The 21569-nt window shown below is 54.4% G+C and carries 14 protein-coding genes and 1 tRNA gene; 10 read left to right on the forward strand and 5 right to left on the reverse strand.

Annotated features, from left to right (window positions below; all coding sequences use genetic code 11):
* Positions 1-129: 129 nt before the first annotated feature.
* The 6 genes from QEH53_RS19775 to pyk all read left to right on the forward strand — a co-directional run bounded on the left by QEH53_RS19775 (position 130) and on the right by pyk (position 8331).
* Positions 130-3198, forward strand: a complete 3069-nt coding sequence (locus QEH53_RS19775; RefSeq protein ID WP_309024952.1) for a sensor histidine kinase — start codon at positions 130-132, stop codon at positions 3196-3198.
* Position 3199: 1 nt separating this feature from the next.
* Complete coding sequence (locus tag QEH53_RS19780) at positions 3200-3829, forward strand: response regulator transcription factor (protein ID WP_309024953.1); 630 nt, start codon at positions 3200-3202, stop codon at positions 3827-3829.
* 103 nt (positions 3830-3932) lie between these two features.
* Positions 3933-4187, forward strand: a complete 255-nt coding sequence (locus tag QEH53_RS19785) for an FAD-dependent oxidoreductase (RefSeq protein ID WP_309024954.1) — start codon at positions 3933-3935, stop codon at positions 4185-4187.
* Positions 4188-4427: 240 nt separating this feature from the next.
* Positions 4428-5858, forward strand: a complete 1431-nt coding sequence (locus tag QEH53_RS19790; RefSeq protein WP_309024955.1) for an ATP-binding cassette domain-containing protein — start codon at positions 4428-4430, stop codon at positions 5856-5858.
* Positions 5859-5956: 98 nt separating this feature from the next.
* Positions 5957-6748, forward strand: a complete 792-nt coding sequence (locus QEH53_RS19795; protein ID WP_309024956.1) for an MBL fold metallo-hydrolase — start codon at positions 5957-5959, stop codon at positions 6746-6748.
* A 119-nt stretch (positions 6749-6867) separates the two neighbouring features.
* Positions 6868-8331, forward strand: a complete 1464-nt coding sequence (pyk, locus tag QEH53_RS19800; protein ID WP_309024957.1) for a pyruvate kinase — start codon at positions 6868-6870, stop codon at positions 8329-8331.
* 118 nt (positions 8332-8449) lie between these two features.
* Here pyk and QEH53_RS19805 read toward each other — a convergent pair whose 3' ends face one another.
* Positions 8450-9862: a hypothetical protein gene (locus tag QEH53_RS19805; RefSeq protein ID WP_309024958.1), complete on the reverse strand. Its 1413-nt coding sequence runs from the start codon at positions 9860-9862 to the stop codon at positions 8450-8452.
* A 225-nt stretch (positions 9863-10087) separates the two neighbouring features.
* Between QEH53_RS19805 and gdhA the strand changes: the two genes are divergently transcribed.
* The 3 genes from gdhA to QEH53_RS19820 all read left to right on the forward strand — a co-directional run bounded on the left by gdhA (position 10088) and on the right by QEH53_RS19820 (position 17445).
* Complete coding sequence (gdhA, locus tag QEH53_RS19810; RefSeq protein WP_309024959.1) at positions 10088-11425, forward strand: NADP-specific glutamate dehydrogenase; 1338 nt, start codon at positions 10088-10090, stop codon at positions 11423-11425.
* 184 nt (positions 11426-11609) lie between these two features.
* The gene (locus QEH53_RS19815) at positions 11610-15182 is read left to right on the forward strand and encodes an FG-GAP-like repeat-containing protein (RefSeq protein ID WP_309024960.1); all 3573 of its coding nucleotides are present in this window, start codon (positions 11610-11612) and stop codon (positions 15180-15182) included.
* Between the two features lie 73 nt (positions 15183-15255).
* A complete protein-coding gene (locus tag QEH53_RS19820; RefSeq protein ID WP_309024961.1) occupies positions 15256-17445 on the forward strand; it encodes a thioredoxin domain-containing protein in 2190 nt (729 codons plus the stop codon).
* Between the two features lie 20 nt (positions 17446-17465).
* Here the strand turns inward: QEH53_RS19820 and QEH53_RS19825 are convergent, their stop codons facing one another.
* The 3 genes from QEH53_RS19825 to QEH53_RS19835 form a co-directional block, all read right to left on the reverse strand.
* Positions 17466-17891 (reverse strand): hypothetical protein, encoded by a 426-nt coding sequence (locus QEH53_RS19825; RefSeq protein WP_309024962.1) that lies wholly within the window; start codon positions 17889-17891, stop codon positions 17466-17468.
* Between the two features lie 62 nt (positions 17892-17953).
* Positions 17954-18760 carry a tryptophan synthase subunit alpha gene (gene trpA, locus QEH53_RS19830; protein ID WP_309024963.1) on the reverse strand — a complete coding sequence of 269 codons (807 nt, stop codon included), beginning with the start codon at positions 18758-18760 and terminating at the stop codon, positions 17954-17956.
* Positions 18761-18892: 132 nt separating this feature from the next.
* A tRNA-His gene (locus QEH53_RS19835) sits at positions 18893-18969 on the reverse strand.
* A 379-nt stretch (positions 18970-19348) separates the two neighbouring features.
* Between QEH53_RS19835 and QEH53_RS19840 the strand changes: the two genes are divergently transcribed.
* Positions 19349-20560, forward strand: coding sequence for an MFS transporter (locus tag QEH53_RS19840; protein WP_309024964.1), 1212 nt, complete (start codon positions 19349-19351; stop codon positions 20558-20560).
* 106 nt (positions 20561-20666) lie between these two features.
* On the opposite strand, the gene QEH53_RS19845 is transcribed toward QEH53_RS19840, so the two are convergent.
* The gene (locus tag QEH53_RS19845) at positions 20667-21542 is read right to left on the reverse strand and encodes a DMT family transporter (RefSeq protein WP_309024965.1); all 876 of its coding nucleotides are present in this window, start codon (positions 21540-21542) and stop codon (positions 20667-20669) included.
* Positions 21543-21569 lie beyond the last annotated feature (27 nt).

Raw genomic sequence — 21569 nt, forward strand, 5'->3', positions numbered from 1 at the left:
CAAGCGATCTTTGCGCATAACAAATCTATATCTAAAGTCATAGTTTTAACTAAAGTCTTGCAGCTACCTCTCGCCGTAGCCTCAAACAAAGTTTATCAAGCTCTCACCTACCCTACCCCGCTCCTTCAAATGCAGCCAGCCCTTCGACGATCCAACGAAATCCTTATTTTGAGAGGGTTGTCAGCCAGTCGAACTGTGTCCCTTCTCTGCCTTGCCTTGCTGGCGGCCTTGTTGGTTAAGCCTTCCCATATCTCAGCCAGCCCGGAGGTAGGCATCCCGTTTAAGCGCTCCTATCCTTTGGAGGAAGTTGGCGTCTCCCGCAGCGTTCAACTCGACTTCGACCCGATAGGTCGTCTCGCCGCCGTCGACAACAATAAGTACGTTGTGCTCAACGACTCTTCCTGGAGCGATCTCCTCGACGAGAACCAGCTCTCCCGGACCGAAATGTACGCCACCACAGATAGCGAGGGTCACACCTACTTTGGCGGTCTGGCTGCGTGGGGCTTTCTGGAGCGAGGCTTAGACGGCACACTACAAAGGCTCTCATTCCGCGACCGCTCTGTCCCGTCTTGGGTCGATGCAACGAACTTCGATATGGTCCTACCCGTCGGAGACGGAGCTTACTTCGCCGGCATTAACGGTATCGTGCACTGGAATCGGCCCTCGCAAACGAACACCTACATCGAAGCTCCCGATCTTGTACGCATCTTCGTGATCGAAGGGATCGCCTATGCATCAACCCATAGCCAAGGTCTGTGCGAGATCAGCATCGAGGAAGAGAGGCTTATCCCTCTGCAAACCGAACCGAAGGAGCTTATCGTCCCCTTCGGAGTGGCCGCTCTAAAAAATGGGCAGACCATTTTCAGCACTACCGACTACACCTTCGTTTCATACGAAAATCGGCAATTCGAAGCGTGGCCCAACGAACTAGGTGTCCAGCAAAAAACGCAGATCTCCAACCTACTGAAGCTGCCCGACGGAAACCTAGCAGTGGCCATCGACAATCGAGGACTGTTCGTTCTCAGCCCTAATGGGAAATGCCTGCAAGCCCTCACCGCTTCCGAGTACCATCGCATCAACGACCTAGCTGCCCGAGAAAACGGAGTCCTTTGGGTCGTATCCGAAAGCGACATACAGAAAATACTATACAACGACCCCGTCACCATACTCGATCAGCGCTCCGGGATCACCGTAAGCTGGCCCCACATCGTTGAGAAAGAAGGAAGCTCTCTCATCGTCTCGCACCGTGTCCTTTACGAGCTAGCTCCCGCTGAACTGAGCTTAGCTCCTCGCTACCAGCCTACCGCACTTCAGCCACCCGACGGCGTCCTGGCCGCCGCCGAAATGGACGGCCAAATATTGATGGGGAACCGAGACGGTGTGTACGTAAGAAACAATGACACGCTCGATCATTTGATTAGAGACATCGAGGTCGTTCGAATTTTGGAACAGGGAGAGTCGGATTTCCTCGCTATCGGTCGCGATCAGATTGCAACCTTGAGGTGGGACGGAGTGCGGTGGTTCGAACCGACACCACGCATCACCGGAGTGGGATTCCCTTTCATATGCCTAGCCGCCAAAAATTCCGTTTGGATAGAACTGGGCAAGAATCGAGCCGCCCGCCTATCCATTCGCGAAGGTGAAATCAGAAAACAAGTTTTCGAAGATTTCCCTTGGGAGAACGCCTCTTGGGTGCATATCGGGGTCGTCGACGAGATTGCAGTGCTCTCAGGCCTAGAAGGGAAACGGCTCTATTTTGACGAGACTACCGAATCCTTCGTCGAGACTCTCCATCTACAGCGCCTGCTAGACAGCGCCGGCTTCACCGTTTTCCGCCCTGTCAAAGATCAAAACGGGATCGTTTGGGCAGCTCACGAAAATGGCATATGCACCATTGAGGAACGCCAAGGCACCTTCCATCTCGACTTTGATTCCTACCGGACGATACGCGATCACGTCCCCGTCATCCACCTATCTGACGGAACCGAAATCTGGGTCTCCAACGGATCAACTCTCTACCATGTCGACGGGAATCGGGCCGCGAAAAGCCCGGCCCCGTTCCTCCCTACGCTCGTATCCATAATAGACATAAGCGACCGAACGCTTCTGTATTCAGTTTTCGAAACAAATAGTATTCCAGAAGAGATCCCCTTCGCTCGCAACGACTTGGAATTCCACTACTTCGCTGGTAGCTACGCCTCCGCCAATACTCCGATCTACCAGTTTGAAATGTCCAACCGAGCCACCGACTGGTCTGTGAGCAGCACCGAGTCACTCATCTCGCTCACTAAACTCAAGGAAGGGGAATACCAGCTCTCCGCTTCGATGGTAGATTCCAAGCAAGTCCTAGGAGAGCGAAGCTTCGCTAGCTTCACCATCGCTCCACCTTGGTACCGAACCAGTTTCGCCTATTTCTCGTACTGGACACTTTCAGCCTTCCTGATCGCGCTCATCGCACTCGCGTTAGCCACCCGTAGCAAACGTCGCCATGCCGAACTGGAAGCCCTTGTCCACGAGCGAACCGAAGAGCTCCGGGATACATTGGAAAAACTCAACGAGAAGGAACGCAAGGCCGCCGTGCTCTCCGAACGCAACCGTCTGGCCAGCGAGATCCACGACAGCGTCCAGCAAGGCCTCAGCGGCCTTGCCCTACAGATCGAAGCCACTCTCAAGCTACCCGACCTAGTCGATGCTGTTCATTCCCGCCTCGCCGTCGCAAAAAACATGGTCTCGTTTACCCGCCACGAGGTGCAGCAGGCGGTCTGGGGCTTGGAGTCTCCTCTTCTAGAAAATTCAGATCTCGCTACCGCCTTGAAAAAGATGGTGAGCCTCGTCAGCTCGGGAGGGCCAGAAATCGAGTTCAGATCGCAAGGCGCTCGCTTCGAGCTCGGAGCCAGCACTCAGCACCACCTCCTCCGGATCGCGCAAGAAGCTGCTACTAATTCGATAAAGCATGCCGAGGCCTCCAAAATCACGGTACAGCTCGACTTCGAGAAAGACAGGGTCTCACTGGAAATAGCCGACAACGGCAAAGGCTTTGACAAGTCCAAAACTCTCAACGGCGGTTTCGGCCACTTCGGCCTGCGCGGCATGAAATCCAGAGCAGCCAAAATCGGCGGCAACCTCTTCATCGAGAGCGACCCGCAACATGGCTCGACCATCCGTATCGACGTGACCCCCTCGGACTCTCACCGTTAAAATGGACCAAGAAAGCAAGATACGCATCCTTCTCGTCGACGACCATATCGTCCTGCGCATGGGCCTCGTCACAGCGGCAAACGGAGAATCTGACATGGAGATAGTCGGTGAAGCTGAAAACGGGACCGAGGCCGTAGATGTCTACGAAAAAGTCGCGCCTGATGTAGTTGTCATGGATCTACGAATGCCAGAAATGGGCGGTTTGGACGCGATCCGAATTCTCAAAAAGGCTCATCCAGGTTCTAAGATTCTCGTCTTCAGCAACTACGCAAGCGGGGACGAAGTTCTTCAGGCTTTTCGAGAAGGAGCAAGCGGCTTCGTGGTTAAGGAAATGCCCCTCGAGCGACTTCTGGACGGGATTCGCAAAGTTCACAGCGGCGTGCAGTACATGCCAGAGGAAATCTCAGCCCGCTTGACCAGTCGCATCGGTTCTCAACTATCAACCCGCGAGCTGGAGGTTCTCACGCTCGTCGCCCGCGGCTGTAGCAATAAGGAAATAGCCAGCGAACTCAATCTCGCGGAGGGCACTGTAAAGGTTCACGTCACTAATATCCTCTCCAAACTCCGAGTCTCTGATCGGATACAAGCTATCCTAGCGGCGGTTAAACGCGGTATTATTACCATGGAGTAAGTGGCTCACAAGCAAAGCCCAAGGCTACTTCTTCTCAAATGATTCAGGATATGAATACGCTAGGACCAGCCCATGAAGATACCCGCCAGAGAACCGCTAGGGTATGCGCTTAACTAGGGTAAAAGAGAAAGTCCACCTCAACCATCGCCACGCGGTCGCTATTTCGGCCATCGAGGTCGATAGAATCCTCGTCGCGACGGGAAGACTTCCAAATGTCGAATCGCTCACCCTTGAAGCAACCGGTATTAAGTCTACCAAGAAAGGAGTGACGGTCGACGAATACCAACGTACCAGCAACAAACCCGTCTACGCCGCGGGAGACATCAGTGGGCAGGAAAAATTCACTCACGCTGCATAGTCGTATGCTGAATACGCTACCCTAAATACGCTTGCTCCAATCCGCCTTTTCAAGTCAAGCAAGCGTCACATCCCTTACTCAACCTACACGGTCACACTTTGCGGCAAGCGACCGAAGTCCACCTGCAGCTCGCCAGCGGTGACAGTGTCACGTTTTGAAGGCTGGTGAAATCAGCTCCAAGCTTCCCTTTTCAGCAGGTCTTGCCAACCTACGCCGCACCAGTCGATTAATCCTTCGGTCGTGCGTATCCAAAATCTCAAAACCTCCACCCTTCACCTCAGCGATTGGACCCTCCAAGCAGAGGAAACTTGGTGCGTGCTGGGTAACAATGCCTCCGGCAAAAGCCAACTCGCCGCGGTATTATGCGGAGAGGACGTCAAAGGTTTGGTTGAGCTCGACGATGCTCCTAAAAACGCGGCTTGGGTAGGTTTTGAGACCCTACAGTCGCAATACGAAGATCAGCTCGCTCAGGACGAAAGCGACTTCCTCGACCGCCAAGACCACGGCTCCACCGGACTCGAACTACTGCTCGAATCCGGCGCCACAGAATCGGAGGCTCGCGAGCAAGCACAGCGATTCGGCATTTCTGCCTTACTCGACCGAGGTTGCCGTCTATTCTCCAGCGGCGAGCTGCGACGCGTGCAAATCTTAGTCCACTGGTTGTCGAAACCGGACCTTCTCATTCTCGACGAACCTTTCGATGCCTTAGACATACAAGCCTACGCAGAATGCTCAGCCCTTTTCGAGCTACTCGTCAAGGAAGGCCAACGCATTCTGCTCCTCGTAAATCGAATCGAAGATATCGCCCCTTGGGTCAGCCACATTGCCCTGCTGCAGGACGGAAAACTCGTCGCCAAGGGTCCCCGCTACGAAGTGCTGCAATCCAAGGCTTTTACCGAAATCTCCACGTCCGTGCACAAACCCATGGTTCATTTGCCTGAACCTCCCAAGACGGATATTCAGGTTCCCGACCCTATTGTTAGGCTAATAGGCGTTTGCGTTAACTACAGTGACGCAACGCAATTCGAAGGACTCGATTGGACTCTCCAAGACGGTGATCACACCTTGATAACTGGCCCAAACGGCTGTGGAAAGTCCACCCTGCTCGCCCTACTAACCGGCGATCATCCTCAGTGCTATACCAATCACATCGAAATCTTCGGTTATCGCCGTGGATCCGGGGAGAGCATTTGGGACATCAAACGGCACATCGGTTACGTGTCCCCGGCACTGCACCGAGACTACCGCGTGAGCTGTTCCGTTGATAGCGCCGTCCTATCCGGGTTTCATGACAGTATCGGGCTCTACGAGCAGCCCACTCTCGCCGAGCGAACTGCGTCACGACAGTGGCTTGCCCTCTTCGATCTAGAAGCCCACTCAACTCGCCCTTTCCGCTCCCTTTCCTACGGGCAGCAGAGACTCGTCCTCATCGCTCGGGCTCTGGTCAAGCAACCGCCGCTCGTCATTTTGGACGAACCCACCCAAGGTTTGGACGACCTCAACCGCCACTTGGTGCTCGCTTGCTTGAAGCGGCTCGCCCGACTCAAACGCACGACCTTGCTTTTCGTCAGCCACCGGCAAGACGAGCACTTGCCGCTTTTTCGCAAGCGACTCCATTTCGAAGTGAATACGGTAGAAAGCCCGCGTTTTACCATACGTAAGCTAAACTAATTTCTGCTTAACAGTTATGCTGAAGAAGGCTGGAGTTCATTTTTGGTTTCCATAATTCAATACTCTAATACCTAATCCGCCCAAAATTCCTCATGACTATGCAATTCTCCATCCTTGGTAGCTCCAGCTCCGGCAATGCCGGCCTGTTGCTCACGGAGAATTGCAAGGTGCTGATCGACGCTGGATTCAGCTGCAAGCGGATCTGCGGCATGCTTGAGGAACGCGACGTTAAGCCGGAGGAAATCGACGCCATTTTCGTGACTCACGAGCATAGCGACCACATCGCCGGCATATCCACATTCTCCAAGCGTTTCGGTCCCAAGATCTTCGCCAATCCTCTCACCGCAAAAGCTATCCAGCCGAAACTGAAGAATAGACCCAATTGGGCCTTATTCCAAACCGGAACCCAGTTCGAGTTTCGCGACATTACAGTCGAAAGCTTCTCCATCCCCCACGACGCCCACGACCCGGTCGGCTTCAAGTTTACCTCCGGACGTGGGGACGACCTTTTCTCGCCTATCAAGCGTATGGCCTGGGTTACGGACCTAGGATTCGCTCCTCAAAACATAGCCCAGCGTATCCAGGACGTCGACACCCTCGTGGTCGAATCCAACTACGACGACCAAATGCTTCAAGATGACACTCGTCGCCCTTGGGCTCTCAAACAAAGAATAAGTGGCCGCCATGGCCATCTATCTAACTCCGCGGCCAAGGACCTGCTCACATCGATCGAGCTCCCCAGGTGGAACCGCGTTTACCTCGCCCATTTGAGCAGCGACTGCAATAGTTCCGCTGCTGTAGACTCTACCTTCGCAGAACTGCGCCAAAACGCGTCCTTCCACATCGAGACGATCCACTCAGGCTCGGGCTGTGCCCTCGACGCCGTGTAGGCTACGCCTGCTTTCCTCGATTGCGGTTCCGGCGCGCGAAGGCCACATCCCACACCTTGCCTCGAGCGGCTAAGGTGAAAATCTAAACAAACACTCTTCAAACCCAGAACTCATACATCATGTATCAGGACTCACATCGCATCCCTCGACGCACAAAAATCATCTTCACCATCGGTCCAGCGACCGACAGTGAAGAGATGCTCGAAAGCTTAATCGGCGAACATTACGTCGACATTTGCCGCATCAACATGGCGCACGCCGACCACGACTACGTACGAAAAGTAGTCCGTCGCGTCCGTAAGGTGGGAGAACGCCTTAACCGCCATATCCCCATCATGATGGACGTCAAAGGTCCAGAGGTCCGGACCGGCGACCTGGAAGCACCTATCGAGCTACGAGAAGGCGAAACCTTCGACTTCACCATCAAGCCTGGTGGCGAAGATGCCAGAGGCAGCAGCGGCGAAGAAATTCGGTCCGTAGACGTTAACTACGCGGAGCTGATCAACGACGTCGAAGTCGGCTCCATCGTCCTCGTGGACAACGGCCTCATCCGTCTCGAAGTTCTTGAAAAGATCAACAACCGCATCCGCTGCAAGGTACTGATCCCCGGTGAACTCACCAGCCGCCGTCACATCAACCTTCCAGGGGTCAAGGTCAACCTGCCCGCCCTCACCGAGAAGGACCGCAACGACACCCGAGTCGGAATCGAGGAGGGCGTGGATTTCTACGCCCTTTCCTTCGTTCGCGAGAGCTCGGACCTGCAACTCTTGCGCGACTTCCTCGACACAAACGGAGCCCACCGATCGCTCATTATCGCTAAGATCGAAGACCAGTCGGCGATCTCGAACCTGCACAGTATCGTGCAGGATTGCGACGGACTCATGGTAGCCCGCGGAGACCTCGGAATCGAGTGTCCTTTCGAAACTTTGCCGACCATCCAGCGCAAGGCCGTAAAAGCCTGCCTCACCCTCGGAAAGCCCGTTATCATTGCGACTCACATGCTCGAGTCCATGATCAGTAGCCCTATGCCTACCCGAGCCGAGGTGTCAGATGTCGCCAACGCGGTACTCGAGGAAGCAGACTGCGTCATGCTTTCCGGCGAGACAACCATCGGCCAGTACCCTGAAGAATGCGTGGACGCCATCACTAAGATATCCACCGAGGTCGACCGAAACGGTGAGAAGACTAGGTTTGCGAAGCACTTCTCGCTCAACAGCGACAAGGCCAAGATCCAGCACTCCGCCGTCGTCATGGCAAATGAGCTCAACGCCGTCGCCATTATTTGCTTCACCCGTAGCGGCAACATGGCCAAGGGCGTATCCGCTCTTCGTCCTGAGCGCTCTCCCATCTTTGCCTTCTCGAACTCTCACGACACCATCAAGCAGCTTCGCATGCACCATGGCGTGATCCCTTTCGAGATGATCTTCTGCACCGAGCCGGACGCCACCGTCAGCCGCGCTATGAAGCACCTCAAAAAGATGGGGTACCTCATCCCTGGAGACAAAATCGTAGTCGTGTCCGACATTCTCGCATCCGACTCCGTTATCGACTCAATCCAGTTGCGTACCGTCTCCGCGGATTAAAGGAGATACGCGTATCCGCCGCGTCCTCTCAAGCAAGTTTCCAACTACAAACGCGAGCCCAACCGGCTCGCGTTTTTCGTGTCGGAGTTCAACCGTCATCCCTACCAACGCAACGCCCCTAGAAACGGTGGACGTAGAAGCCATGCTTGGTTCGACTGCCGATTGTGTAATGGCACGCGGCGATCAGGAACGGCAACCATATGAGCACCTGCAAAGTCCAAGGCATTGACCAAACATCGGTGTCTCCAAATATTCGATACGCACCGAAATAGGCAAACATCGACAAGCTCGTCACTCGAAAGACGTAGTTCCCTTGTCCCACGCCCACTATCGCCAACATCAGAATACTCCACGGATAAACTGTCGTCGCCAAAGCGATCGTCCAAACAAGGTAAAAGGACATGAAACGCTCGAGACTCTCGCAAGCGTGCACCATCCAAACCGTGGCCAGACAGAGGATCGAGAGGAAAAAGATAGGGCTGATCTGAAAACCCGTGACGAATGAGATCATCGCCGGAATAAGGGATATACTACGCTCCCCGGGACCAAATTCCGGAGCTATGATCTTAGAAAAATCTACATTCAGCGAAATCGACGCCCACATCAATGAGAGGACCAGCGGAGCCGCTGCAAAGACCAAAGTCACAAGTCCTGCTCGTATGCCGCTACGTTTCAAGACATGCCAAATCAACCAAAGCAAGCCCGGCACCATCAGCACGTTCATAGCGGCTCCGATTCCCATCAAAAGCGCAGCCACGCATACCAGTTGCCCGAGAGCGCTGCCGATACCACCCGAGGCCTTTATTGCAGAAACGCCCCCCTTCTGATCTATCCAAAATTCCCAAATAAGGTAGCCCGCTACAAACGGCAGCAGGTACAGGCAATAGTCGATGCCAAGTCCCCCGACCGCATAAATCACAAGCGGATTCCAAGCATAAAGCGCCGCTCTATCCGCTCCAAACCTCAAGGCGAAAAGCAAGCAAAGGGCTAAGTCAAAAACCACCAGCAGCGATTTGAACCAATTTTGCGGATCTCCCAATTCGTCGAACGCGCTGTACACCCAAAGCAGCCCGGGCAGATAGCGGGACGGCCTGTCCTTGTCTCGCACCGACTCCCAATGGTCTCCGCGAAAAGGCACCAACCTGTCTGCGCTAGGCGCCAATTCGTAAGGATTGTGCTCCGCAGCCAAGATCTTGCTGTCCCAAAGGCGACGGTTCAGCAGATCCCCCGTTTCGACTGGCAGCATCGCGATACGCGCCACCGCAGCGACAAGCAGCATCAGCCAAGTCAGGCGCTTCGCAAAGTGCCACGATAGCAGGTATCCGAGGGCGATGAACCCGAAGCTGATTTGAAATTTGGATACGTTTTCCGCAAAACCCAAATCCGAGAAACCAACAAGGCGGAAACTTCCTAGCAACACCAAGGCCGCCGCCAAGAACGGCAGCACGAAGTCGCGCCGCTTGGTGCGGTAGAACGAGCCTCTGCTCGAACCTCCGCTCGGTTGATTTAATATTGCCGAATTCCTACGCATAAATGGCTAAGAATCAAAGGGCTGCCAATCTGGGGATGGCAGCTCAACCCCAACTCTTGGCATTTCCGCGATGCACTCAAGCAATATGCGGCCCGATTCGTATAATTAGAAAGTAATAGCTCGATTTGAGCTTACTGCTTTGTGATCCGCCACTTGCGCATGCATGGGCTCAGACTAAGCTAGTACATTTCCCAGACAATTCGCATCACCCGAGATAGACACCCCATGAGCTCATATTTGCACCGATCCCTCGAAACGTTAACGGATCGAAACCCGTCCCAAGCCTTATTTAAACAAGCGGTCACGGAAGTTTTCGAATCGCTCGAGCCGCTGCTCCACGAGATCCCAGAAATCGAAGCGAACGCTATCTTGGAACGAATCTCCGAACCGGAGCGCCAGATCATGTTTCGCGTAACTTGGGTCGACGACCAAGGGTGTATCCAAGTCAACCGGGGATACCGAGTCGGCTTCTCCTCCGCCCTCGGCCCCTACAAGGGTGGCATGCGTTTTCATCCTTCGGTCGAGCTCGACGTCATCAAATTTCTCGCTTTCGAGCAAATCTTCAAGAACAGCCTCACCGGCCTCGGCATCGGCGGCGGAAAGGGAGGCTCCGACTTCGACCCCAAGGGCAAGTCCGACGGAGAAGTCATGCGCTTTTGCCAAGCCTTCATGAGCGAACTCTACCACTTCGTAGGAGAAGACACCGACGTGCCCGCAGGCGACATCGGCGTCGGGGCCCGCGAAATCGGGTATTTGGCCGGCCAATACAAACGGCTCACCAAACGTTTCGCCCACGGCGTTCTCACTGGCAAGCAAGTCGGCCTCGGCGGATCTCTCGCCCGTAAAGAAGCCACCGGATACGGCGCCGTTTACTTCGCAGCCGAAATGCTAGCTACCCGCCAAGACAGCCTGAAGGGAAAGCATTGCGTCGTGTCTGGCTCCGGCAACGTCGCCATCTACTGTGCCCGAAAAATCCAAGAGCTTGGCGGCAAAGTCATGGCAATGTCCGATTCCACCGGCTGCGTACACGATCCAGCGGGGATTGACCTTGATATCGTAACCGCTTTGAAGGAAGTCGAACGCGCTCGAATATCTGAGTATTCAAATCGACGCCACGGGTCGAAATTTTTCGAGCAACAGAAGGTTTGGAATTTTCCCTGCGAAGTGGCCTTCCCTTGCGCGACCCAGAACGAGCTAGCCCTCGAAGATGCCAAGGCATTGCTCGAAAATGGATGCCAAGCGGTCATCGAAGGGGCCAACATGCCAACCACTCCCGAAGCCATCGCCCTACTTCGCGAGAAGGGAACACTCTTCGCTCCGGGCAAAGCAGCCAATGCCGGCGGAGTCGCCGTTTCAGCTCTCGAGATGCAGCAAAACGCAGCCCTGCAAAACTGGTCTTTCGCGCAGGTCGACGACCGCCTGAAAGCCATAATGGCAAATATACACAACGACTGCGTCTTCTACGCCAACAAGTATCGCCGCACAGAGGATTACGTCTTCGGGGCCAACGTCGCGGGATTCCTAAAAGTCGCCGAAGCCGTCAAAAGCTACGGAGTGTTCTAGTCAGCGAACTTCCGGCGAGCGGAAATCGCCGTGTCCGCAGGCAAATGCAGCCCATTACTTTCGCAATACTGGTTGTGTAATAGGCTTCATAACGCTTCGTTATAGACACATTTGAGCCGGGTTTACTCTTCCATACAGACGCCTTTCCCTTACCTTTTTAGGACTACTCCGAACTTACCCTACTATGAATAAACTTCCCTTGATCCTCGCAGGGTTGCTCCTTCCATCGTGTCTCCTTGCAGACTTTGAAAAAGCACCACTCGCCCCTCGAAGCACGCCAGCAGGTGAAACTCTCTTCAGTAAGCTGACGCCGGGTGAAATCGGCCTGGCCGGCAAGAACGCGTATGCAGATCCCGAGATGTGGGGCGAAAAGTATGGCGAGTTTCAAGGTGGTGCCGTCGGGACAGGTTTGGCTGCAGGCGATATCGACGGCGATGGACTCGTCGACCTTTTCGCCGTCACAAAGACGGGACCCAACCGCCTCTACCGCCAAGTCGCTCCCCTGCAATTCGTCGACATAGCCGCCCAATCAGGTGTGATGGGAGGCGAGTCTTGGGGAACAGGTTGCTCCTTCGCCGATATCGATAACGACGGCGACCTCGACCTTTACGTCTGCCAATTCGATGCCCCCAACCTGCTCTACATAAACGACGGAAACGGGAAATTCACCGAGGCGGCAGCGGCAGCTGGAATCGCTGTCCAATCTGGCAGCGTCATCGGGGCATTCGAGGACTACGACCGTGACGGCGACCTCGACCTCTTCCTCCTCACCAACGTTCTCGACGCAACCGGAAATCCGGAAGGCGAGCCCGACCTGCTCTTCCAAAACCAAGGCGACGGTACCTTCAAGGAAGCCACAGGTGCGGCAGGCATCGCAGACGATCGGGGAAAGGGACACTCCGCCACTTGGTGGGATGCCAATGGCGACCAGTGGCCAGACCTGTATGTATCAAACGATTTCGAAGCGCCCGACCACCTGTATAAGAACAATGGCGACGGAACGTTCACAGACATTACTGACCTAGCCCTCCCTCATACCGCATGGTATTCGATGGGGTCTGATTTTGGCGACATCAACAACGACGGCCGACTCGACCTCCTCACCGCCGACATGGCCAACACGACCCACTTCAAGTCGAAAGTCACCATGGGCGACATGGGAGGATGGGTAGACTACTTCGATGCCCAAGTAACGCCGCAGTACATGAAAAATGCGGTCTTCCTCAACTCCGGCACCCACCGATTCATGGAAGTTGCCAAGATGACCGGCCTCTCCAGTACGGACTGGACATGGTCTACCCGCTTCGAAGATTTCGATAACGACGGTTGGCTCGACCTGCACGTCACCAACGGCATGGTTCGTTCCTTCACGGACTCCGACATGGTGAACAAGATCAAGAGTCTCCAATCGAAGCGCCAGGTCATCGCCCTCGTTAAAAACAGTCCTGTCCTTCGCGAGAAAAATCTAGCCTTTCGTAATGATGGAGCGGATACGCTACATTTCTCGAAGGTTACCAGCGAATGGGGCTTAGAACACGAAGGCGTTTCCTTCGGATCCGTTTCTGCTGACTTCGATAATGACGGCGACCTAGATCTCGTTTACGCCAACTACGAGGATGAGCTATCCTTCTACCGCAACGATAGCCAAAGCAACTCGCTTGTCATCGAACTAGATGGGACTCGCAGCAATAGCCACGGCATCGGAGCCCAGGTCGTCCTCGAGACCAGCCAGGGTACCCAAATCCGTAAGCTCACCGTAGCACGAGGTGTCCTTTCTTCTTCCCAAGCAATCGCTCACTTCGGACTCGGTGGCGACACCACCGCTAAATCCCTCACCGTATATTGGCCAAGCGGCAGCGTTCAGACGTTTAACGATATCCCCGCACAGCAACGCATCCGTATCCAAGAGCCCGACACAGGCCCGAGTCCATCGCCTGCAAAAGAATCGATCACCACAGTCAAAGGACTCTTCGCTGAGAGCGCTAACACGCTCGGTCTGGATTTCGAGCACAAAGAGGAGACCTTCGACGATATGGTTCGCCAGCCACTTCTTCCGCACCGCATGAACACCTTGGGCGGCGGGATCGCAATCGGCGACGCCGATTCAGATGGCGACTCTGATATCTACTTCTCGGGAGCAGCAGGCCAGGCCGGAGCCCTCTACCTGAACAATGGGAAAGGGCACTATTCGAAAGACGCAAGTGCTCAACCTTGGGATAAGAAGATCCAGACCGAAGAAATGGCTCCTCTCTGGGTTGACCTAAATCGCGACGGGCTGCTCGACCTCTACGTCTCCTCCGGGAGCGTCGAGACGGAAGCCGGAGACAGTTCCCTCAGCGACAGCTTGTATTTAAATGTTGGAAACGGACGGTTCGCTGAGGCAGACGCCAGTGAATTCAACCCCGTCTCTTCCAGTAACTCAGTCGTGGCCGCTGCAGACTTTGACGCAGACGGAGACATCGACCTTTTTGTTGGCGGGCGAGTCGTTCCAGGAGAATACCCACGAGCCCCTCGCAGCGCCCTTCTTCGAAACGATGGCGGTGTCTTGGTCGATGTGACGGACGAAGTCGCTCCTGGTCTCGCTGAGTCCGGCATGGTCACGGCGGCTCTTTGGACAAACGCCCAAGGCTTATCATCAAGAGACCTGCTCGTTCTCGCGGAGCTCGAAGCCCCCAGATATTTCGAGAACCGTAGCGGCAAGCTCACGGAATCGACTCACGACAAGGGTCTCGGAAACCTGAAAGGTTGGTGGAATTCGCTGACCGCGGCCGACGTCGATAACGACGGGGACATCGATTACGTCGCAGGAAACCTTGGTTTCAACACCAAGTACAAAGCCAATTCCGCTCACCCCTTTCGCATCTACTTCAACGACTTCGAAGGCACTGGAAAGTGTAACGTCGTCGAAGCGAAGTACGAAGGCGACAACCTCCTGCCCGTGCGCGGTCGAAGCTGCAGTTCTCGAGCGATGCCTTCCATCGCCGAGAAGTTCCCGACCTTCCACGATTTCGGAGCTGCTAGCTTGGAGTCGGTATACGCACCCGAAAAGCTGCAGGAATCGTTGGTCAAAGAAGCGACTGAGCTGGGAAGTGGGATATTCATCAATAACGGTCCCCAAAAGGCATTTAGCTTCAAACACCTCCCTCGCGTAGCTCAGATCGCACCGATATACGGCATCGCCGCGGCAGATTTCAACGGAGACGGAAACATCGACCTAGCCCTGGCCCAAAACTTTAACGGGCCCCAGGTCGAAACCGGACGCTACGATGGAGGGATCGGACTTCTCCTCATCGGTGATGGTACTGGCAGTTTTCGCGGAGCCGAAGCAGACGAGAGCGGTATCTTCATCGAAGACGAGGCACGCGGCATGGCAGTCGCAGACTTGAACTCGGACGGTTGGCCGGACCTGCTTACGAGTCGGCCGAACAACGCGATCCAAGCTTACCTCAATACCGGCGAAACGAGCCACAAATCCATGGCGATCAGCCTTCGTTCCGCAACCCCGGGGAATCCGCAAGCGCTCGGAGCTGAGATATTGGTTGTCTATTCGGATGCTTCCAAACGTGCCTTCGAGCTCAGTGGAAATTCGGGCTACCTCTCTCAGAACGAAGCCTGCATCTACCTTGGAGTCACTGATTCGCTGAAACCTGAGAGAATTGAAATAACCTGGCCCGATGGAAGCCAAAGCCAAAGCAATATCGACAGTAACAAAAACTTCCAGCTGATTGAGCAGAACGACCAGCTCGCCGCTCGATAGATCGATACTGGAATCTCGAACGAACTAATTCCCCCTTGCTGGCCTGTCTCCGACAGGCCAGTTTCGCATCTACATGCTTCGTCTTATAGCACTCTTCTTCATTGCGTTTCACGCATCTCCATTGGCGCTTTTCGCGAATAGGCTGAGCGATTCGCAGTCCCCCTATCTCCTGCAGCACGCAGACAACCCAGTCGACTGGTACCCTTGGGGCGAGGAAGCTTTCTCAAAAGCTCAAGCTGAGAATAAGCTGGTCTTCGTATCAATCGGCTACTCGACTTGCCATTGGTGCCACGTGATGAATCGCGAATCATTCTCCGACACCGAGATTGCCGCGTATCTAAACGAAAACTACGTCTGCATCAAGGTCGACCGCGAAGAGAGGCCAGATATCGACAGCGTCTATATGAACTTCGTGCAAAGCCTCACCGGCCATGGAGGTTGGCCACTGAATGTTTGGCTGACCCCAGACAAGAAACCTTTTTTCGGCGGTACCTATTTTCCGCCTCGCGACGACCCGCGCCGCGGGAGGGGGTTCCTACCAATCGTTACCGAGATCAACGGATTCTGGCAAGAGGACCCAGACGGTTTGCTTGCTCGTAGTCAGTCAATCCTAGAGACTTTGAATAAGAACGACCGTGGTCCTGAAGCCTCCGACAGTGACTCAGCTCTCTCCTTGGACCGCGTCACAGAAGCCGTCTCCTCGTACCTCTTCGCTTACGACGAGGAACATAAGGGGTTTGGAACTGGCGAAAAGTTTCCCAGCGCCAACAGTCTGAGCCTGCTTTTACGAGCCGCAGCCACACCTAACCTCCATCAGGAGGACCGAGCAACTGCTCAGCGACTAGCTCTCGAGACCCTTGAAGCCATGATCACAGGGGGAATCCACGACCAAGTCGGAGGGGGCTTCCACCGCTACACTGTGGACGCGGGGTGGAAACTTCCGCACTTCGAAAAGATGCTCTACGACCAGGCACTGATAGCAAACGCCTTGATAGATGCCTGGCAACTCACTGGCGAGACGCGTTACCGTAGCGCAGCCATGGATACGCTCGATTATGTCAAAACCGATTTGCGTGACAAACGAGGTGGATTCTACAGCGCCGAGGATGCTGAGAGCCCCGACCCCGACAAACCTGATGCAAAACGGGAAGGCGCTTATTACCTCTGGACGACCAGCGACTTCGAAACCCTTTTCGAAGACCCCGATCAACGCAATTTCCTGATCGAGTATTTCGGAATCAAGGCTGCCGGCAACGCTCCCTACGGTAACTTTCCACGAGACATTTTCGATGGTTACAACACGCTTCGTGTTACCAGCAAACCCACATCCGCCGAGGAAAAAGGTTGGCTCCAAAGTGGTCTTGAAACACTCCGCTCTGCACGGGAGAGACGCGAGCGACCACACCTCGACGACAAGATCATAACCTCTTGGAATGGCCTCGCTATTTCTTCCTTCGCTCGTGCAGGACTGGTTTTTGATCGTCCAGACTACACCCAACAAGCAATCGCCGCAGCCGAGTTTATATTCGAAGAACTCTACGACGAAAAATCGAACGTACTGTCTCGGCTTTACCGAGAAGAAGCCTCCTCCGTAGCAGGCTTCGCGGAAGACTACGCTTTTCTGATCGAAGGGCTTCTCGAGTTGTATGAAGCGACTGCTGACTACCGCTGGATTCAAAAAGCCCGCACTCTGCAAACCGCATTCGACAACAAGTTTTTGGATACAACGGACGGCGGCTATTTCCTTTTCGAGGCCACCGAAGACATCGTATTCAACCGAAGTAAACGGCCATCGGATTCAGCCCTTCCCTCGCCTAATGCTGTCAGCGCAAAAAATCTAGCGCGACTCTCACAGTTCTTTGACGACTCCGGTCTGCAAACACAGGCCGAGAATGCCATCTCCTCCTTCGCAGCGGAGCTGCAGCAAAACGGAACGACCTATCCCACTCTTCGCGAGGCTATACTCTATGTAGCAAGAAAACCGCTACAGATCGTAATCGCCGGCGACCCTAAATCCGACTCCGTACAGATGATGCTTTCGGAGGTGAATAGTCGACTGCTCCCCGCTCGCGTCCTGCTCTACGCTGACCAAGCAGAGGGACAAGCCTATCTAGGCAAGCACCTGGGATTCATTCAAACTGCTAGATCCTACGACAATTCCGCAACCGTGTTCGTCTGCGAAAACTTCGTTTGTCAGATGCCCACGGAGGATAGAGCGGTTCTCGCTAGACAACTAGACGCCAAAGGTGACACCAATCATTAGCCGGCGCCAGTATTCCAAGATCAATTCTCCATCGTCCCGCGCATCCGATTTCGCTTCTGCGTCTGAGCAACAAGAAGCGGAAGACTGCTTCTGCTTTCTCCATCGACGCTCAACCTGATGTCGTAGGTGCCGAAGCGAGGAAACCGCATCCCACTGATATTGAGCACCAAATTTTGGGCTCCGCTTGCGCGACCATCCAGGATCTTCACGCGCACTCGAGCTGACATCGTAGGACCGATCGCGTTTCCGTCTTCGTCCGTGATATTCACTTCGATCTTGTGCTCTCCGGACTCGCTAGCGTCAAACCTCATGCGAACCGCTAAGGAGCAACGTTCCTTTTGCACCGGCGCTACAGGCGCGGCGATTCCCTCAAAGGCACCCAATATGTTGAGACGTCCCCCATAATCGGTGGCCGCATCACAGATAGTGAAAATCTCAACAAACATCAGAAAGGAAGACTAAGGCGGACCCTGCTCAAATCAAACCGGCATCCCAAAACAACAAACACCTAGCGGACCTTGGTCCCTGCGACCAGATCGCTCACGAGCTCGCCCATCCGAGCGGTCATCGTCGACGGATCTCCGAGGTTTTCTTTAATTGTATTCACAATAGCGCTACCCACTACCACACCATCAGCCAATTCGCATATCGTCCTTACTTGCTCCCGCTTTGATACGCCGAACCCCACGACCAAAGGCTTGTCAGTTGCCTTGCGGATCATCCCGACCATTTCCTTCAAATCGTCCGCTAGATCCTCTCGGACGCCCGTGACTCCGGTGCGCGAAACGTAGTAGATGAACCCCGTCGCATACTTGGCTATGTGTCCAACCCTCGAAGACGGAGTCGTCGGAGCGATAAGGAACACCGTCTTCATGCCATGCTTTTCGCACGAATCCATGTGCTCTTCCGCTTCCTCGGGAGGCAAATCGAGAACCAGAAGCCCATCCACTCCAGCAGCTTTCGCATCCGTGATATACTGGTCGAGCCCGTTGCTGAACATCAAATTGTAGTAAGTGTAGAAGACGATGGGGACTTCGTCGTTTTCCTTCCGGATGTTTCGAACCAGCTCGAATACATCTGCTTGAGTGGTGCCGGCTTCGAGGGCGCGTTGGGCTGCCAGTTGATTGGTAAGCCCGTCCGCTAAAGGATCGGAGAACGGAACACCGAGCTCCATCACGTCGACACCACTTTTGATCAACGTACGACACACTTCCAGAGAGGTATCGATATCCGGGTCGCCGGCGCAAACGTAGGAAACAAAGGCAGAGCGCCCATCAGACTTAGCTTTGGAAAATGCAGACTCGATACGATTCATCGCCAAAGCCATGGAGAATCCGCTGCGCTAGGTCAAGCGCTGCAGCGTCGAAGGAAAAGCGCCCCTCGCTGCAGGGGTCCGACCGGGCACAAAAAAAGCCGAGACTATGAAAGCTCGGCTTTTTTCTCAGGATGGGGTGATAAACCGGACTCGAACCGGCGACCCCCGGAATCACAATCCGGTGCTCTAACCAACTGAGCTACTACCACCATCCTAAAAAAGAGGAGCACTAAGTTTCATCGGGTCCCCCCTTTGTCAATGATTTTAAGGAGGAAATTCATCCGTATTCAATTTACGGAGGAGAATCCTTTCCGCTAATCGCCCTTTCCGATTTCGCTCTACCGAGGATCAATCTTAACGGTCGAGTGGCTCGTTTAGTGTCTTAGTTGTGGACACTTACACAATTTTCATAATCGTGTCTGTCTTTGCCGCAACTAGTGCGTCACGTCTCACTGCCGAGCGACACTCCCCGACTGCGACAAAATCCCCCAAACAATCAATTGATCAGCCGCCCCAGTCCTTACCCGACCAAAAGCTTTAACCTGATTTGATCCCTCAACTGAACCTAACTGCGTCGAGCAATCTTCTATGAGTAACATAAATCCCTCCAAACTGTTCACAGCGAGCTGTCTCGCCTTGATCGTGACCGCGATGACCTTCGCCATCCGCGCAGGCATCCTGTCGGAACTCGCCACCGACTTTGGCCTCAGCGACACCCAATTGGGCTGGGTCAATTCCATGGCGTTCCTCGGCTTTCCTGTGGCCATGATGGTCTTGGGACTCGCCTACAACTACCTTGGCGCCAAAAAGCTGATGATCATCGCCTTCGTGGGTCACCTCGCTGGCCTACTGCTCACAATCTACGCAGGCGGCTTCTGGAGCTTACTCATTTCTACTTTCCTCATCGGATTCGCTAATGGTTCGGTTGAGGCTGCTTGTAACCCTCTCATCGCGGACATGTATCCAAAAAATACCACCACGATGCTCAACCGCTTCCACGTTTGGTTCCCAGGTGGTATCGTGATCGGAGCTCTGGCCTCCAAGTTCATGACCGACGCCTCCCTAGGCTGGCAGCTCCAAATAGCGATCATGCTGATCCCGACCATTCTCTACGGAATCTATGTCTTCTCCCAAGACTTCCCAGCTTCAGAGAACATTGAAACAGACACAGGTATGAACGTTAGAAGCCTGTTCTCTCCCCTCTATCTGTTCATGATCCTGTGCATGACTCTGACCGCGATTTCGGAATTCGGCCCACAACAATGGGTGGACCGCCTCCTTTCCGAAAGCGGAGCTTCGCCTATGATCATCCTCGCCTTGGGCACAGGTCTCATGGCCCTCGGCCGACAGTTTGCTGGTCCCGTCGTTCACAAGCTCAACCCGATCGGCGTTTTGCTCCTTTCCTCGATCATCGCAACCTTTGGTATCTATCTGCTCAGCGTGGCTGGAGGCAATATGATCTACCTCGCCACTGCGGTATTCGCGATCGGCGTCTGCTACTTCTGGCCAACTATGATCGGCTTTATCGGCGAATACCAACCGAAGACCGGCGCTCTTGGAATGTCTCTCATGGGAGGAGCTGGAATGTTCTCCGTAAGTATCTGGAATCCAGTCATCGGCAGCTGGATTGACTCCGCTCGCACCGATGCGATCGCAGCTGGAGTGAGCCCAGAGGACATCGAACTCACAGCGGGTCAAGCTACCCTTGGAAACATCATGATTTTCCCTGCCATACTAGTCGTCGCTTTCGGTATTCTCTTCGCGATGCGTAGCAAGGTGCAAAAGGCGGCTACCACCTAGAGCAAGCTAACGATTTCTATTTGAAAACTAGCCTTCCGCCCCTGGCGGAGGGCTTTTTCGTATCCAAACCAAGGCGTGACCAAGACAGGGAATTCTCGGGCGAGCTTCACTCGACGACGGAAAGGATTGCCGCTAAGAGGAGCGCGGATCCCAAAAAGCGACGAATCAACACCCCTCTCCCCAAGTGCTGCTCTTCATTTGAAAACCAATGGCCAATCCACCAAACGAGGACCACGCTCCATATCCCACGAGAGCTGTACATGATGTTGACGACGGTAGCTCTACCATAAGTGCTCAGAACAAAAGCCATCAAACCCGCCTGTACCGCCATCAGCAGTGCGCCTAGGCCCATCCACTTCCAGGTCACCGGACTGATTGCCCGCATATTCGACTTGAAGAGCGGTACGAGGCCAAAGGAACACAGCATCACCGAGGAAAACATGCCGGCTACCATTTTGTGAAACCCTAGGTCGCTTCCAAAGGCCGCGAGCAGCGAATCCGCTCCCGCGAAACTCAAGGCGCTCCCCACTCCCAGGACAATCGTTAGCATAACCTTGCGTTTGTCCACAGAACCTCCTCCCCGCATCAGCAGGATCGCAACCGCGCTCAAAACCGCACCTTTCCAAACCGAGGGAGATAAGCTCTCCCCGAGGCCGATCGAAACGATCAAAGCAATGAAAACCGTCTTCGTTCCAAGCAACGGCGTAAGCAAACTCACATCCCCTCGATGGATCGCCAAGCAAGTCAGCAACTGCCCCCCAAAAAACGCGATTCCAACCATCAAAGGCATGACCAAAGCGTCGATCGACTCGACAGGCTTTCCGAAAAACCAGAGAGGAAAAGCCACCAGAAACAGGGCGAGATTGGAGATAAAAGTCGTCCGCCACGGACCGATACCATGGGTTGTCGCCCGCTTCAGGCACAAAGCCCCGACCGTGTAGATCACGGCATTGAGCAAAGGAATCCAGTGGTACGGCTGCATCCGTCGAACACTCGTCTGCGAAATAGT

The sequence above is a fragment of the Pelagicoccus sp. SDUM812002 genome (assembly GCF_031127835.1).
Lineage (GTDB): Bacteria > Verrucomicrobiota > Verrucomicrobiia > Opitutales > Opitutaceae > Pelagicoccus.

What these genes read in the sequence shown, in the direction of transcription:
- QEH53_RS19780 (WP_309024953.1), top strand. Translation starts at nt 3,200, where the DNA reads ATGGACCAAGAAAGCAAGATACGCATCCTTCTCGTCGACGACCATATC.
- QEH53_RS19805 (WP_309024958.1), bottom strand. Translation starts at nt 9,862, where the DNA reads ATGCGTAGGAATTCGGCAATATTAAATCAACCGAGCGGAGGTTCGAGC.
- QEH53_RS19845 (WP_309024965.1), bottom strand. Translation starts at nt 21,542, where the DNA reads ATGCAGCCGTACCACTGGATTCCTTTGCTCAATGCCGTGATCTACACG.
- gdhA (WP_309024959.1), top strand. Translation starts at nt 10,088, where the DNA reads ATGAGCTCATATTTGCACCGATCCCTCGAAACGTTAACGGATCGAAAC.
- QEH53_RS19820 (WP_309024961.1), top strand. Translation starts at nt 15,256, where the DNA reads ATGCTTCGTCTTATAGCACTCTTCTTCATTGCGTTTCACGCATCTCCA.
- QEH53_RS19775 (WP_309024952.1), top strand. Translation starts at nt 130, where the DNA reads ATGCAGCCAGCCCTTCGACGATCCAACGAAATCCTTATTTTGAGAGGG.
- QEH53_RS19840 (WP_309024964.1), top strand. Translation starts at nt 19,349, where the DNA reads ATGAGTAACATAAATCCCTCCAAACTGTTCACAGCGAGCTGTCTCGCC.
- trpA (WP_309024963.1), bottom strand. Translation starts at nt 18,760, where the DNA reads ATGAATCGTATCGAGTCTGCATTTTCCAAAGCTAAGTCTGATGGGCGC.
- QEH53_RS19815 (WP_309024960.1), top strand. Translation starts at nt 11,610, where the DNA reads ATGAATAAACTTCCCTTGATCCTCGCAGGGTTGCTCCTTCCATCGTGT.
- QEH53_RS19785 (WP_309024954.1), top strand. Translation starts at nt 3,933, where the DNA reads ATGCGCTTAACTAGGGTAAAAGAGAAAGTCCACCTCAACCATCGCCAC.
- QEH53_RS19825 (WP_309024962.1), bottom strand. Translation starts at nt 17,891, where the DNA reads ATGTTTGTTGAGATTTTCACTATCTGTGATGCGGCCACCGATTATGGG.
- QEH53_RS19795 (WP_309024956.1), top strand. Translation starts at nt 5,957, where the DNA reads ATGCAATTCTCCATCCTTGGTAGCTCCAGCTCCGGCAATGCCGGCCTG.
- pyk (WP_309024957.1), top strand. Translation starts at nt 6,868, where the DNA reads ATGTATCAGGACTCACATCGCATCCCTCGACGCACAAAAATCATCTTC.